The 13,522-nt window shown below is 62.6% G+C and carries 15 protein-coding genes; all 15 read right to left on the reverse strand.

Annotated elements, in window-relative coordinates:
- Positions 1-10: 10 nt before the first annotated feature.
- The 15 genes from B9A31_RS11040 to B9A31_RS11110 all read right to left on the reverse strand — a co-directional run bounded on the left by B9A31_RS11040 (position 11) and on the right by B9A31_RS11110 (position 13,483).
- Complete coding sequence (locus tag B9A31_RS11040; RefSeq protein ID WP_016711773.1) at positions 11-799, reverse strand: protein phosphatase CheZ; 789 nt, start codon at positions 797-799, stop codon at positions 11-13.
- 20 nt (positions 800-819) lie between these two features.
- A complete protein-coding gene (locus B9A31_RS11045; protein ID WP_010955070.1) occupies positions 820-1,194 on the reverse strand; it encodes a chemotaxis response regulator CheY in 375 nt (124 codons plus the stop codon).
- A 118-nt stretch (positions 1,195-1,312) separates the two neighbouring features.
- Entirely contained in the window at positions 1,313-2,053 is a 741-nt protein-coding gene (gene fliA / locus B9A31_RS11050) for an RNA polymerase sigma factor FliA (protein WP_019096544.1), read from the reverse strand.
- Positions 2,050-2,883: a flagellar synthesis regulator FleN gene (fleN, locus tag B9A31_RS11055; RefSeq protein ID WP_003254408.1), complete on the reverse strand. Its 834-nt coding sequence runs from the start codon at positions 2,881-2,883 to the stop codon at positions 2,050-2,052. The genes fliA and fleN overlap by 4 nt, the downstream gene beginning before the upstream one ends.
- A 93-nt stretch (positions 2,884-2,976) precedes the next feature.
- On the reverse strand, positions 2,977-4,287 hold the full coding sequence (gene flhF, locus B9A31_RS11060) for a flagellar biosynthesis protein FlhF (RefSeq protein ID WP_016711775.1): 1,311 nt from the start codon (positions 4,285-4,287) through the stop codon (positions 2,977-2,979).
- An 11-nt stretch (positions 4,288-4,298) separates the two neighbouring features.
- A complete protein-coding gene (gene flhA, locus B9A31_RS11065; protein ID WP_019096543.1) occupies positions 4,299-6,428 on the reverse strand; it encodes a flagellar biosynthesis protein FlhA in 2,130 nt (709 codons plus the stop codon).
- A 167-nt stretch (positions 6,429-6,595) separates the two neighbouring features.
- Positions 6,596-7,738 (reverse strand): flagellar biosynthesis protein FlhB, encoded by a 1,143-nt coding sequence (flhB, locus tag B9A31_RS11070; protein WP_027609441.1) that lies wholly within the window; start codon positions 7,736-7,738, stop codon positions 6,596-6,598.
- A gap of 2 nt (positions 7,739-7,740) precedes the next feature.
- Positions 7,741-8,517, reverse strand: a complete 777-nt coding sequence (gene fliR / locus B9A31_RS11075) for a flagellar biosynthetic protein FliR (RefSeq protein ID WP_027609440.1) — start codon at positions 8,515-8,517, stop codon at positions 7,741-7,743.
- A 7-nt stretch (positions 8,518-8,524) separates the two neighbouring features.
- Positions 8,525-8,794 (reverse strand): flagellar biosynthesis protein FliQ, encoded by a 270-nt coding sequence (gene fliQ / locus B9A31_RS11080; RefSeq protein WP_016711779.1) that lies wholly within the window; start codon positions 8,792-8,794, stop codon positions 8,525-8,527.
- A gap of 21 nt (positions 8,795-8,815) precedes the next feature.
- Positions 8,816-9,571, reverse strand: coding sequence for a flagellar type III secretion system pore protein FliP (fliP, locus tag B9A31_RS11085; RefSeq protein ID WP_019096540.1), 756 nt, complete (start codon positions 9,569-9,571; stop codon positions 8,816-8,818).
- Positions 9,571-10,005: a flagellar biosynthetic protein FliO gene (gene fliO, locus B9A31_RS11090; RefSeq protein ID WP_016711781.1), complete on the reverse strand. Its 435-nt coding sequence runs from the start codon at positions 10,003-10,005 to the stop codon at positions 9,571-9,573. Before fliO ends, fliP begins: the two co-directional genes overlap by 1 nt.
- A 12-nt stretch (positions 10,006-10,017) precedes the next feature.
- Entirely contained in the window at positions 10,018-10,485 is a 468-nt protein-coding gene (gene fliN / locus B9A31_RS11095; protein ID WP_025753835.1) for a flagellar motor switch protein FliN, read from the reverse strand.
- A 47-nt stretch (positions 10,486-10,532) separates the two neighbouring features.
- Positions 10,533-11,501, reverse strand: coding sequence for a flagellar motor switch protein FliM (gene fliM, locus B9A31_RS11100; protein WP_012273501.1), 969 nt, complete (start codon positions 11,499-11,501; stop codon positions 10,533-10,535).
- A gap of 9 nt (positions 11,502-11,510) precedes the next feature.
- A complete protein-coding gene (gene fliL, locus B9A31_RS11105) occupies positions 11,511-12,008 on the reverse strand; it encodes a flagellar basal body-associated protein FliL (RefSeq protein WP_025753836.1) in 498 nt (165 codons plus the stop codon).
- A gap of 218 nt (positions 12,009-12,226) precedes the next feature.
- Positions 12,227-13,483 (reverse strand): flagellar hook-length control protein FliK, encoded by a 1,257-nt coding sequence (locus tag B9A31_RS11110; RefSeq protein WP_025753837.1) that lies wholly within the window; start codon positions 13,481-13,483, stop codon positions 12,227-12,229.
- Between the last annotated feature and the right edge of the window lie 39 nt (positions 13,484-13,522).

Genomic DNA, 13,522 nt, shown 5'->3' on the forward strand with positions numbered 1-13,522 from the left:
AACGTGCTCCTTAAAAACCCAGGCTGGACAGCAGATCATCGACATCGTCCTGACCGGACACGACGTCTTCACGCTTATCGGCATGAATCTGCGGACCTTCACCCCGAGTCGGATGTTTTTCTGCATCTTTTTCTGCGCGCAGTTGATCGTGGTCATGTTTTATGCCGGCAAACCGGTCGACCTGGCTGGCCATCAACACCAGCTTGAGCAAGTTGCTTTCGACTTCGGTCACCAATGTGGTGACGCGTTTGATCACCTGACCGGTCAGGTCCTGATAGTCCTGAGCCAGCAGAATGTCATTGAGGTGGCCGGCGACCTTGCGGTTACCTTCGGCGCTGTGCGTCAGGAAACTGTCGACGCGCTTGACCAGATCACGGAATTCCGGCGCAGCCACTTCGCGGCGCATGAAGCGCTGCCAGTCGGTGCTCAGGGCCTTGGCCTCGCTGGCCAGGTCGTTGAGCACCGGGGTGCTTTCCTCGACCAGGTCCATGGTGCGGTTGGCCGCGCCCTCGGTCAGCTTGACCACGTACGACAGGCGCTCGGTGGCGTCGGTAATCTGCGACACCTCCTCGGCTTGCGGCATGGTCGGGTCGATCTGGAAGCTGACGATGGCGCTGTGCAGCTCGCGGGTCAGCTTGCCGACTTCCTGGTACAGGCCACGATCGCGGGTCTGGTTCAGCTCGTGAATCAGCTGCACCGCCTCGCCGAAGCGGCCGCGCTCCAGGCTTTCGACCAACTCCTGGGCATGTTTCTTCAGGGTCGATTCGAACTCGCCCAAAGAGGTTTGTGATGAATCCATGGCGCGCCCCCTGACGTGACTCAGCCGTTGACGCGTTCGAAGATCTTCTCGATCTTTTCTTTGAGCACCTGGGCGGTGAACGGCTTGACCACGTAACCATTGACGCCGGCCTGAGCCGCTTCGATGATCTGGTCGCGCTTGGCTTCAGCGGTCACCATCAGTACCGGCATGCTTTTCAGCTTGTCGCTGGCGCGCACTTTACGCAGCAGGTCGATGCCGGACATACCCGGCATGTTCCAGTCGGTCACCAGGAAGTCATAGTGGCCGTTTTCCAGCATCGGCAGCGCCGTGGTGCCGTCATCGGCTTCGTCGGTGTTGGTGAAGCCCAGGTCACGCAACAGGTTCTTGATGATCCGCCGCATCGTCGAAAAGTCGTCAACGATGAGGATTTTCATGTCTTTGTTCAAGTAGACCTCCAAGCAGTCTCAAACGCGCTCGGCCCCGAGCGCGCATTCAATCAATTCGGTGCAACATGGAAAACGCATGTGGAAAACGGCTGCAACGACAGCGGGCTCAACGTGCCCGCCATTCCCCCAGGCGGCTGCGCAGACGTGCGGCACACTGGCTGTGCAACTGGCTGACCCGCGATTCGCTGACACCCAGCACCTCACCGATTTCCTTGAGGTTCAGCTCTTCGTCGTAGTACAGCGCCAGCACCAGGCGCTCGCGCTCCGGCAGGTTGGCAATGGCTTCGGTCAGGGCAGCCTGGAAGCGCTCGTCCTCCAGGCCACGCGCAGGTTCGATATGGCCACTGGCACCATCCTCGTGAAGCCCTTCGTGCTCGCCGTCCTGCAACAGGTCGTCAAAGCTGAACAGTCGGCTGCCCAGGGTGTCGTTCAAGATCCCGTAGTAATCATCGAGACTCAACTGGAGTTCGGCAGCAACTTCATGATCTTTAGCGTCCCGGCCCGTTCTGGCCTCTACGGCACGCATCGCGTCACTGACCATACGGGTGTTGCGGTGCACCGAACGCGGTGCCCAGTCGCCTTTGCGAACCTCATCCAGCATGGCCCCGCGAATGCGGATGCCGGCGTAGGTTTCAAAGCTGGCACCCTTGCTGGCGTCATACTTGCTGGCCACTTCCAGCAGGCCGATCATGCCGGCCTGGATCAGATCCTCGACCTGCACATTGGCTGGCAACCGCGCCAGCAAGTGGTAGGCAATGCGCTTGACCAGCGGCGCATAACGCTCGATCAGCTCGCACTGGGCGTCTTTGGCCGCCCGGCTGTACATCTTGAAGCCGCTGGCGTTCATAGCACAGGTCCCGCGCTGGTGGGCTGCACCAGGCGCTCGACGAAAAACTCCAGATGGCCGCGCGGGTTGGCCGGCAGCGGCCAGCTGTCGACCTTCTGGGCAATCGCCTTGAAGGCCAGCGCGCACTTGGAGCGAGGGAAGGCTTCGTAGACGGCACGCTGCTTTTGCACCGCCTTGCGCACGCACTCGTCGTACGGCACGGCGCCTACGTACTGCAGGGCAACGTCAAGGAAGCGGTCGGTGACCTTGGTCAGCTTGGCGAACAGGTTGCGCCCTTCCTGCGGGCTCTGTGCCATGTTGGCCAGCACGCGGAAACGGTTCATGCCGTAATCGCGGTTCAGCAGTTTGATCAGGGCGTAAGCGTCGGTGATCGAGGTGGGTTCGTCGCACACCACCAGCAGCACTTCCTGGGCAGCGCGAACGAAGCTGACCACCGAGTCACCGATACCCGCAGCCGTGTCGATCACCAGCACGTCGAGATTGTCGCCGATTTCGCTGAACGCCTGGATCAGGCCCGCATGCTGGGCCGGGGCCAGGTGCACCATGCTCTGGGTGCCCGAGGCCGCCGGCACGATGCGCACACCGCCAGGGCCTTGCAGCATCACGTCACGCAGCTCGCAGCGCCCTTCGATGACATCGGCCAGGGTACGTTTGGGGGTAAGGCCCAGCAACACGTCGACGTTGGCCAGGCCCAGGTCGGCGTCAAGCAGCATGACCCTGCGGCCAAGCTCGGCCAGCGCCAGGGACAAGTTCACTGAAACGTTAGTCTTGCCGACGCCACCTTTGCCACCGGTCACGGCGATCACCTGTACGGGATGCATGCTACCCATGTCTGTTCTTTACCTTGTCTCGCTGGGACTCAGGCCACACGTGGGGCAATTCTGCGTACCCCTTGGCATAGCTACTTTGCACACGCTTCATGGTCAACCCGCTCGCCGTGGGTTGTGGTAGAGATCAGCGAACATGTCGGCCATGGCCTCTTCGCTGGGCTCGTCCTGCTGCTGCACATTGACTGCGCGGGAGACCAGTTGGTGACCACGCGGCAGGTGCAGGTCGTCAGGAATGCGCGGGCCATCGGTGAGGTAGGCCACGGGCAGTTCATGACTGATGGCAAGGCTCAACACGTCGCCAAGGCTTGCCGTTTCATCGAGCTTGGTCAGGATGCAGCCGGCCAGGCCACAGCGCTTGTAGCTGTGGTAGGCGGCGGTCAGCACCTGCTTCTGGCTGGTGGTGGCCAGCACCAGGTAGTTCTTCGCAGCAATGCCACGCCCGGCCAGGGTTTCCAGCTGCATGCGCAGCGCCGGGTCGCTGGCCTGCAGGCCGGCGGTATCGATCAGCACCACGCGCTTGCGCAGCAGTGGCTCCAGCGCCGCAGCCAGCGACTGGCCCGGGTCGACGTAGGTCACTGGCACGTTGAGGATGCGGCCCAGGGTCTTGAGCTGCTCCTGGGCGCCGATGCGGAAGCTGTCCATGCTCACCAGCGCCAGGTTCTGCGCGCCGTACTTGAGCACGTAGCGGGCGGCAAGCTTGGCCAGGGTGGTGGTCTTGCCCATGCCGGCCGGGCCAACCATGGCGATCACCCCGCCCTCTTCGATCGGCTCGATTTCCGGGATTTCGATCATGCGCGCCAGGTGCGCCAGCAGCATGCGCCAGGCCTGGCGTGGCTCTTCGATCTCGGTGGTGAGGTCCAGCAGTTCGCGGGCAATCGGGCCGGACAGGCCGATGCGCTGCAGGCGCCGCCACAGGTTGGCCTGCTGCGGCTTGCTGCCCTGCAACTGGGTCCAGGCCAGCGACCCGAGCTGCACTTCCAGCAACTCGCGCAGGCCCGACAGCTCGGAGCGCATGGCATCGAACAGGCGCGGGTCTACTGGCGCAGCGGCCGGGGCAGCAGTCGCCGCCTCGGGGGCATCGACGTGCGGCTCGATCAACGGCTCGGCGGCGGTCAGCGACTGCCCGGCGAACAATTGGCGGTTGTTGTCACTGCTGTCCTGGCGGTGGTCCAGCTCGGCCTGAGCCGTGGCGATGCGCGTGTGCGTCTTGCGCAGCTCTTCTTCCAGCTCGGCGTTGGGCACGCGTGGGGCCAGGGCGGACAGCTTGTAGTCCAGCGCGGCCGTCAGTTCGACACCACCGGCAATACGGCGGTTGCCAATGATCGCGGCATCGGCGCCCAGCTCATCACGGACCAGTTTCATGGCCTGACGCATATCGGCGGCGAAAAATCGCTTAACTTGCATTATCCACTACCTCAGCCGTTAGGGCCCACGGTGGCAACGATGGTGACTTGCTTGTTGTCAGGTATTTCCTGATACGCCAGAACATGCAAATTCGGTACAGCCAGGCGACCGAAACGCGACAGCATGGCGCGGATCGGGCCGGCGACCAGAAGAATGGCCGGCTGGCCCTGCATTTCCTGGCGCTGGGCCGCTTCGATCAGCGAACGTTGCAGCTTCTCGGCCATGCTAGGCTCCAGAAGAACACCCTCTTCCTGACCCTGCCCGGCCCTTTGCAGACTATTGAGCAAAATCTGTTCCAACCTTGGCTCCAGGGTAATCACTGGCAGCTCCGACTCAACGCCGACAATGCTTTGCACGATGGCGCGACACAATCCGACGCGCACTGCCGCTACCAGCGCGGCGGTATCTTGACTCTTGCCAGCGTTGTTCGCGATGGCTTCGGCAATACTGCGAATATCGCGCACCGGCACCTGTTCCGACAACAGCGCTTGCAGCACCTTCAGCAGGCCCGACAAGGAAATGACACCCGGCACCAGCTCTTCTGCAAGTTTAGGCGATGCCTTGGACAGCACCTGCAGCAGTTGCTGAACCTCTTCGTGGCCAATCAGCTCGTGGCAGTGCTTCTGCAGGATCTGGTTGAGGTGGGTGGCAACCACGGTACTTGCGTCAACCACGGTGTAGCCCAGCGACTGTGCCTGGGAACGCTGGCCGACGTCGATCCACACCGCCTCCAGACCAAACGCCGGGTCGCGCGCGGCAATGCCGTTCAGGGTGCCGAACACTTGCCCGGGGTTGATCGCCAGCTCCCGGTCCGGATAGATCTCCGCTTCGGCCAGGATCACCCCCATCAGGGTCAGGCGATAGGCGCTGGGCTGCAGGTCGAGGTTGTCACGAATGTGCACGGTGGGCATGAGGAAACCCAGGTCCTGCGACAGCTTCTTGCGTACACCCTTGATCCGTGCCAGCAACTGGCCGCCCTGGTTGCGGTCGACCAGCGGAATCAGCCGGTAGCCGACTTCCAGGCCGATCATGTCGATCGGCGTGACGTCATCCCAGCCCAGCTCCTTGGTCTCCAGCGCACGCTGAGGCGAGGGCAGCAGGTCCTGCTGGCGTTGCGCTTCCTGCTGCGCCTGCAACTTGGTCTTCTGTTGTTTCTTCCACACCAGGTAGGCGCCACCACCGGCCAACAAGCCGAGGCTGAGGAATGCCACGTGGGGCATGCCCGGCACCAGGCCCATGACGATCATCAGCGCGCCAGACACGGCCAGCGCCTTGGGCGAATCGAACATCTGCCGGTTGATCAGCTTGCCCATGTCCTCGGAGCCCGAGGCACGGGTGACCATGATCGCGGCGGCGGTGGACAACAGCAGTGATGGCAATTGCGCCACCAAACCGTCACCGATCGTCAACAGGGCGTACACCTTGCCGGCGTCACCGAAGCTCATGCCGTGCTGCAGCATGCCGATGAGCATGCCGCCGATCAGGTTGATGAACAGGATCAGCAAGCCGGCGATGGCGTCCCCACGGACGAATTTGCTGGCACCGTCCATCGAGCCGTAGAACTCGGCCTCTTGCGCCACCTCGGCACGGCGGTGTTTGGCCTGGGCCTGGTCGATCAGGCCGGCGTTGAGGTCGGCATCGATGGCCATCTGCTTGCCGGGCATGGCGTCGAGGGTGAAACGCGCACTCACTTCCGAGATACGCCCGGCACCCTTGGTCACCACCACGAAGTTGATGATCATGAGGATGGCGAACACCACGGCACCGACCACGTAGTTGCCGCCGATTACCACCTCACCGAAAGCCTGAATCACTTTACCGGCGGCGCCGTGACCCTCCTGGCCGTGCAACATGACCACACGCGTGGAGGCCACGTTCAGGGCCAGGCGCAACAGCGTGGCCACCAGCAGGATGGTCGGGAATGCGGCGAAGTCGAGCGGGCGCAGGGCGTACACGCACACCAGCAGCACGACGATCGACAACGCGATGTTGAAGGTGAAGAACACGTCTAGCAGGAACGGCGGAATCGGCAACATCATCATTGCCAACATCACCAGCAGCAACAGCGGCACACCCAGGTTGCCCCGGCCGAGCCCGGCCAGGTTGTTACGGGCGTTGCTGATTAACTGAGTGCGATCCACCGCGAGTCCTCTTGATGCAAAACTTTGACGCACAGGGGGCGCCTGGGCGTGGCTTTGCAAGAAGCCTTCCAACTTTGTATGCCTTGAGGGATTTAGCGCCTGTCAGACCGAGCGCCGCGCGGGCGGCGCTCGGTCTCATAGGCGCAGAAAGTGTCGAGGCGAACAGATCAACTATCACGCCGCAGGTCTGGCGGGATCGGCAGGTCGTCTTTCAGCGGCTCTGGCCGTTTGCCCTTGCCCGCACGGTACTGGCGGATCTGGAACACATAGGCCAGCACCTGCGCTACCGCCAGGTAAAGGCCTGCGGGGATTTCCTGCTCAATTTCGGTCGAGTAATAGATCGCCCGCGCCAGTGCTGGCGACTCGAGGATCTGTACCTTGTGCTCCACGCCGATCTCGCGGATTTTCAAGGCAATGAAATCGGTACCCTTGGCCAGCAACAGGGGCGCCACTCCGCCCTTCTCCGGGTCGTATTGCAGGGCCACCGCGTAGTGCGTCGGGTTGGTGATGATCACGTCCGCATCCGGCACCGCCGCCATCATGCGCCGTTGCGAAGCCTCGCGCTGCAACTGGCGAATACGCTGTTTGACCTCGGGCTTGCCTTCGGTGTCCTTGTACTCGTCGCGCACCTCCTGCTTGGTCATCTTCAGCTTGTTGTGCGCCTGCCATAACTGGAACGGCACATCCGCCGCCGCAATCAGCAACAACCCGGCCGCCATCCACAGCGCGCTCCAGCCGACCACCTGAACACTGTGAATGATCGCTTGCTCCAAAGGCTCGTTGGCAATGGAGAGCAACGCCTGGCGGTCGTTGACCAACACCACTATCGCCACCACCAGAATCACGAAAAACTTTGCAAGCGCCTTCAACAGTTCGGTCAGGGCATTCACCGAGAACATGCGCTTGATCCCCGACAACGGGTTCATGCGGCTGAACTTCGGTTGTAACAGGCTGCCGGAAAACAGAAAACCACCCAAGGCGATGGGTGCGACAAAGGCGATCACGAACAACAGGATCAGTATCGGCTGTACCGCCCAGATGGCCATCTTGCCCGAGGCCAGAAGAAAGGCGCCCATGGCGCGCTCGTCGACGATGATGTCGCGGGTCAGGCTGAAGTTCATGTGCATCATGGCCAGCAAGGTCTCGGCCAGATGCCCACCAAACGCCAGCAAGCCACCTGCGCCAGCCAAGGTCACCGCCACGGTGTTCAACTCTTTGGAGCGCGCGATCTCGCCCTTCTCGCGGGCTGTGCGCTTGCGCTTTTCAGTGGGTTCTTCTGTCTTGTCCTGACCGCTCTCGCTTTCCGCCATGCTCAGCGCGCCCTCGCCAATTCACGCAGCCATTGCAGCGCTTCGCTGGCCAATGCCTGGTAGTGGGAGAGGATATCGGCCAGGCCGACCCAGAAAATGGCCATGCCCATGACCAAGGTCAACGGAAAGCCGATCGAGAAGATATTCAACTGCGGCGCCGCGCGGGTCATCACGCCAAAGGCGATGTTCACCACCAGCAGCGCAGCGATCACCGGCAGGATCAACAACAGACCGGCACCGAACACCCAGCCCATGCGCCCGGCCAGCTCCCAGAAGTGGTTGACCACCAGCGCACTCCCCACCGGCAAGGTGGTAAAGCTCTCGGTCAGCACCTCGAACACCACCAGGTGCCCGTTCATCAACAGGAACAGCACGCTCACCAGCATGGTCATGAACTGGCTGATTACCGTGACGTTGACGCCGTTGGCAGGGTCGACCATCGAGGCGAAGGCCATACCCATCTGCACCGCAACAATCTGCCCGGCAATCACGAAGGCCTGGAACAGCAGTTGCAAGGCCATGCCAAACAGCGCACCAACGATGATCTGCTCGAAGCACAGCAGCAAACCACGCAGGCTAAGCGGGTCGAATTCGGGCAGCGGCGGCAATGCCGGCACGATCACCACGGTAATCGCCACCGCCACGTACAGGCGCACCCGCGCCGGCAACATGCGGGTGCCGAAAATCGGCATGGTCATCAGCACCGCAGTTACCCTGAATAGCGGCAGGATGAAGGTGGCGACCCAGGTGCCGATCTGCGTATCGGTCAGTTCCAGCATCGCTGCGTCAACCAATCAGCTGCGGGATGCTGGTGTAGAGACTGGTGATGTACTCCATGAACTTCTGCACCAGCCACGGCCCGGCAATGATCAGCGTGATCAGCATTACCAGCAGGCGTGGCAGAAAGCTCAGGGTCTGCTCGTTGATCTGCGTGGCGGCCTGGAACATCGCCACCATCAGGCCCACCAACAGGCTCGGCACAACCAGCACCGCGACCAGTAAAGTGGTCAGCCACAGAGCATCACGGAACAGGTCGACAGCAACTTCAGGTGTCATCGGCGTCTCTCCTTGACGGCGTCAGACGCCGCCGAAACTGCTGGCCAGGGTGCCCATGATCAGCGCCCAGCCATCCACCAGCACGAACAGCATGATCTTGAACGGCAGCGAGATGATCAGCGGCGACAGCATCATCATACCCATGGCCATCAGCACACTGGCCACCACCATGTCGATGATCAGGAACGGGATGAAGATCATGAAGCCGATCTGAAACGCGGTCTTCAACTCGGAGGTGACGAACGCCGGCACCAGAATGGTCAGTGGCACCTGATCGGGGCCGGCGATGTCGGTGCGCTTGGACAGGCGCATGAACAGGTCGAGGTCGCTTTGCCGGGTTTGCGCCAACATGAAGTCCTTGAGCGGCCCCTGGGCTTTTTCGATGGCCTGCTGGGCGGTCATCTGCTCCTTCAGGTACGGCTGCAGGGCATCCGTGTTCACCCGGTCGAACACCGGCGCCATGATGAACAGGGTCAGGAACAGCGCCATGCCGTTGAGCAACTGGTTCGAGGGCGTCTGCTGCAGGCCCAGGGCCTGGCGCAGGATCGAGAACACGATGATGATGCGGGTGAAGCTGGTCATCAGGATGACGAACGCCGGGATGAAGCTCAGCGCAGTCATGATCAGCAGGATTTGCAGGCTGACCGAATACTCCTGCTGCCCGTCCGGGGTATTGGACAGGGTAATGGCCGGGATCGACAGCGGGTCGGCAGCCAGGGCCAGCGGCGCAGCCAGCAGCAGCGCCAGAGTCAACAACGTACGCAGCGCGCCGCTCATCACTTGTTGTCCTTAGGGTTTTTGCCCATCAGCTCCATCAGCCGCTGAGCAAACTCCGGCGTCGCCTGACGAGCGCCATCCGGCACATCCACGGGTTCGGCCATAACATGCAGGGCCTCGATGCTGCCCGGGGTATGGCCGATCAGGATCTGCTCCTTCCCCACCTGCACCAGCAACAGGCGGTCACGCGGGCCAATGGCCCGGCTGCCGACAATCTCGATCACCTGCCCGCCCTTCACTGCCGTGCTCTGCAGGCGCCGCAGCATCCAGGCCAGGAAGAAGATCAGGCCCACCACCAGCAACAGGCCGAAAACCATCTGCGCCAGCTGCCCGCCGAGGCTGCCAGGCGGTGTCGCCGGGGTAGCTGCCGGCGTGGCCGCGGCCAGGCACGCGCTACTGGCCAGCAGCACCGCCAACGCCGCAAGGGCGCGCATTGTGCCCTTCACTCAGCGCAGCTTCTTGATACGTTCGCTGGGGCTGATCACGTCGGTCAGGCGGATGCCGAACTTCTCGTTGACCACCACCACTTCGCCATGGGCGATCAGCGTACCGTTCACCAGCACGTCGAGCGGCTCGCCGGCCAGGCGATCGAGTTCGATCACCGAACCCTGGTTCAACTGCAACAGGTTACGGATATTGATCTCGGTGCTGCCCACTTCCATGGAAATGTTAACCGGGATGTCCAGGATCACGTCCAGGTTCGGGCCTTCGAGGCTGACGTTTTCGTTCGGCTTCGGCGAGCTGGCGAACTCTTCCATCGGCAGGCGGCCCGGGCCGCTGGTGCTGCCAGTGTCACCGCCCAGCAGTGCATCGATATCGGCCTGGCCGGCCGCGCCGGTTTCTTCCAGGGCCGCAGCCCACTCGTCGGCCAGCGCCTGGTCCTCTGGGGAGGTGATCTCGTTTTCGTTAGCCATGGTTTCCTCGACAGGCATTCAATTCGTTATGAGCGACCGGCACGCCGTCAGCGGCGCTCGATCGGGTCGATGATCTGCAGGGCCAGGTTGCCCTTGTGCGAACCCAGCCGCGCCTTGAACGCCGGCACGCCATTGGCGCGCAACACCAGGTGCTCGGGCAGCTCCACCGGGATCACGTCGCCAGGCTGCATGTGCAGAATGTCGCGCAGCTTCAACTGGCGCCGGGCGACCGTGGCGGTCATGGGCACCGCCACGTCCAGCACGTCTTCGCGCAGGGCCTTGACCCAGCGCTCGTCCTGGTCGTCCAGGTCGGACTGGAAACCGGCGTCGAGCATTTCGCGCACCGGCTCGATCATCGAGTACGGCATGGTTACGTGCAGGTCGCCGCCGCCGCCGTCCAGCTCGATGTGGAAAGTGGACACCACCACCGCCTCGCTGGGGCCGACAATGTTGGCCATGGCCGGGTTGACCTCGGAGTTCATGTACTCGAAGGTGACCGGCATGATGGCCTGCCAGGCTTCCTTGAGGTCGACGAAGCACTGGTCCAGCACCATGCGCACCACGCGCAGCTCGGTCGGCGTGAATTCACGGCCTTCGATCTTGGCGTGGCGGCCATCGCCGCCGAAGAAGTTGTCCACCAGCTTGAACACCAGCTTGGCGTCGAGGATGAACAGCGAGGTGCCGCGCAGCGGCTTGATCTTGACCAGGTTGAGGCTGGTGGGTACGTACAGCGAGTGCACGTATTCGCCGAACTTCATCACCTGCACACCGCCCACGGCCACGTCGGCAGAACGGCGCAGCAGGTTGAACATGCTGATACGGGTGTAACGGGCGAAGCGCTCGTTGATCATTTCAAGGGTCGGCATGCGACCCCGTACGATACGGTCCTGACTGGTCAGGTCGTAGCTTTTGATACTGCCAGGCTCGGATGCACTCTCGGTCTGCACCAGCCCGTCGTCGACGCCGTGCAACAGGGCATCGATTTCATCCTGGGACAGCAGGTCCTGTACGGCCATTGCGGACTCCTACTGCAATACGAAATTGGTGAACAGCAACTGGTCAATGACCGGCTTGCCGACTTCCTTCTGGGCCACTTCCTGCACCACCGCAGTGGCCTTCTGACGCAGCATCTCCTGCCCGACCGGGCTGCTGGCCAGGGTGTCGAAGCCTTGTCCGGAGAACATCATCACCAGGTTGTTGCGAATCACCGGCATGTGCACCTTCAGCGCATCCAGGTCGGCCTGGTTGCGCGCCTGCAGGGTGATGCTCAACTGCATGTAGCGCTGGCGGCCGTTCTGGTTGAAATTGACCACGAAGGCCGGGGTCAGCGCCTCGTAGATGGCCGCAGGCTTGACGTTGCTGGCCGCAGGCTCGGCGGCCGGGGCCGACTCGCTCTTGTGCATGATGAACCAGGTAGCGCCCACCGAAAGGCCGATCGCCAGCAACAGGCCGACGACAGCCAGCAGGATCAGCTTGAGTTTGCCTTTAGTGGCGGGGTCTTTGACTGCTTCGCTCTTCGCCATGCCAATAATCCGTCGTCCATCGGGGGTTCAAGGGAGGATGGCTTGGCTTGAGCAAGTGTTATGCCAGATTTTGCAAAGGATGGGTTTCAACAGGATTTGCGGTGTTGGCGTCTTCGCGGGCAAGCCCGCTCCCACAGGTACTGCAGAGGATCCGGAATCTATGGAGATCTTGTGGGAGCGGGCTGACCCGCGAAGAGGCCAGTGCAGCCAATCGAGATCTACGCGTAGTAATCGACCGCACTGTCACCAATAACGACCTGTTGCTCCACAGGACGGGCGCTGTCTACAACCTCACCCCCACCCTGCTCCGCCCGCCGCGCGGCCACGCCGGACAGGTTACTGCCCTGCGCCTGCCCCTGCTGCTGTTGCTGCCCGCGCGACTGGTCGGCGACGTTGACATCCGGCTGGGCCAGCCCCTGCTGGGCAAACAGCTCGCGCAGGCGGTGTACCTGGCTGTCGAGGGCGTCACGCACACCGGCGTGGCCACTGATGAAGGTGACCTGGGTCGACTGGTCCGCCGCAACATTGACGCGAATGTCCAAGCGGCCCAGCTCTGCGGGCTCCAGCTGGATGTCTGCAGATTTCAGGTTCTGGCTGGACAGGTACATGACCCGGTTGACCAAACCTTCCGCCCACGCACCCTGGTTCATCGGCAACGGCTGGTGCAACGGGCTGGCGCTGGCCGGCACGGCGCTGGCGGTCTTGGCCGTGGCAGCCTGGGTCAGGCTGGCCAGGCGGTTGGCGAAGTCATCGACACGGGTGTCGCTGCTGGCGCTCTTGGTGTCCTTCAGGCCATCCTCCAGCAAGGCACCAAAGGCCTTGTCGCCAGACTCTCCCGCCTCACCCTCGGCACTCTCGATCAGATTCGCCAAGGTATTGACGGCTACCCGACCCTCCTCCCCCTGCGCCTGGGAAGGGTCAAGGGCATGCGCCGATGTAGCCCCCTTGGCTTGAGCACTCTGCTCCAGCGCCAGGCGCAAGGTTGGCAGGTTGGCCAGAGGGTCTGCATCCGGGTCGAAAGCCTCTTCGGCGGAAGGCTCCTCGGGCAGCGCGCCAACCTGCGCCGTGGCGGCCTGCAGCACCGGCGCTACCGCCTCGGCCTGGGCCTGGATCAGTTGCGCACCGGGCTGGGCGTCAGTGACCTGGCCGGCCACCAGGTTGGCATCACGCACCCCGGTATCGGCCTGGGACGCATCGTCTGCTGGCAATTTGTTGCCGTCATCGGCAACAGCCGTTTTGTCAGCCGGGTCTTTCTTGCCGTGCGCTGGCGCCTCAGGTTTGTCCTTGGGCTTTGCCTGGGCGACTTTGTCGTCCTGCGAGGCTGCCTTGTCACGCCCCTGCCGTGCCATCACCTGGCCAAAGCCGTCGCCCTTGTCGCCCAGCGCCTGCAGCGGTTTGTCCGCCTGTGCGGTGGCAGAGCGCGAGGCACTGGCAATGGCGTTGGCTTGCAACAAAGGGTTGGGTGCGACAGGCATCGAGCGGTCTCCGCGCCAGAAACAAAAGAATAATCCGCC

The organism is Pseudomonas sp. URIL14HWK12:I5, assembly GCF_900176445.1.
Lineage (GTDB): Bacteria > Pseudomonadota > Gammaproteobacteria > Pseudomonadales > Pseudomonadaceae > Aquipseudomonas > Aquipseudomonas monteilii.

Coding starts and splice junctions, on each gene's coding strand:
- B9A31_RS11040 (WP_016711773.1), bottom strand. CDS start 799: ATGGATTCATCACAAACCTCTTTGGGCGAGTTCGAATCGACCCTGAAG.
- B9A31_RS11045 (WP_010955070.1), bottom strand. CDS start 1,194: ATGAAAATCCTCATCGTTGACGACTTTTCGACGATGCGGCGGATCATC.
- fliA (WP_019096544.1), bottom strand. CDS start 2,053: ATGAACGCCAGCGGCTTCAAGATGTACAGCCGGGCGGCCAAAGACGCC.
- fleN (WP_003254408.1), bottom strand. CDS start 2,883: ATGGGTAGCATGCATCCCGTACAGGTGATCGCCGTGACCGGTGGCAAA.
- flhF (WP_016711775.1), bottom strand. CDS start 4,287: ATGCAAGTTAAGCGATTTTTCGCCGCCGATATGCGTCAGGCCATGAAA.
- flhB (WP_027609441.1), bottom strand. CDS start 7,738: ATGGCGGAAAGCGAGAGCGGTCAGGACAAGACAGAAGAACCCACTGAA.
- fliR (WP_027609440.1), bottom strand. CDS start 8,517: ATGCTGGAACTGACCGATACGCAGATCGGCACCTGGGTCGCCACCTTC.
- fliQ (WP_016711779.1), bottom strand. CDS start 8,794: ATGACACCTGAAGTTGCTGTCGACCTGTTCCGTGATGCTCTGTGGCTG.
- fliP (WP_019096540.1), bottom strand. CDS start 9,571: ATGAGCGGCGCGCTGCGTACGTTGTTGACTCTGGCGCTGCTGCTGGCT.
- fliO (WP_016711781.1), bottom strand. CDS start 10,005: ATGCGCGCCCTTGCGGCGTTGGCGGTGCTGCTGGCCAGTAGCGCGTGC.
- fliN (WP_025753835.1), bottom strand. CDS start 10,485: ATGGCTAACGAAAACGAGATCACCTCCCCAGAGGACCAGGCGCTGGCC.
- fliM (WP_012273501.1), bottom strand. CDS start 11,501: ATGGCCGTACAGGACCTGCTGTCCCAGGATGAAATCGATGCCCTGTTG.
- fliL (WP_025753836.1), bottom strand. CDS start 12,008: ATGGCGAAGAGCGAAGCAGTCAAAGACCCCGCCACTAAAGGCAAACTC.
- B9A31_RS11110 (WP_025753837.1), bottom strand. CDS start 13,483: ATGCCTGTCGCACCCAACCCTTTGTTGCAAGCCAACGCCATTGCCAGT.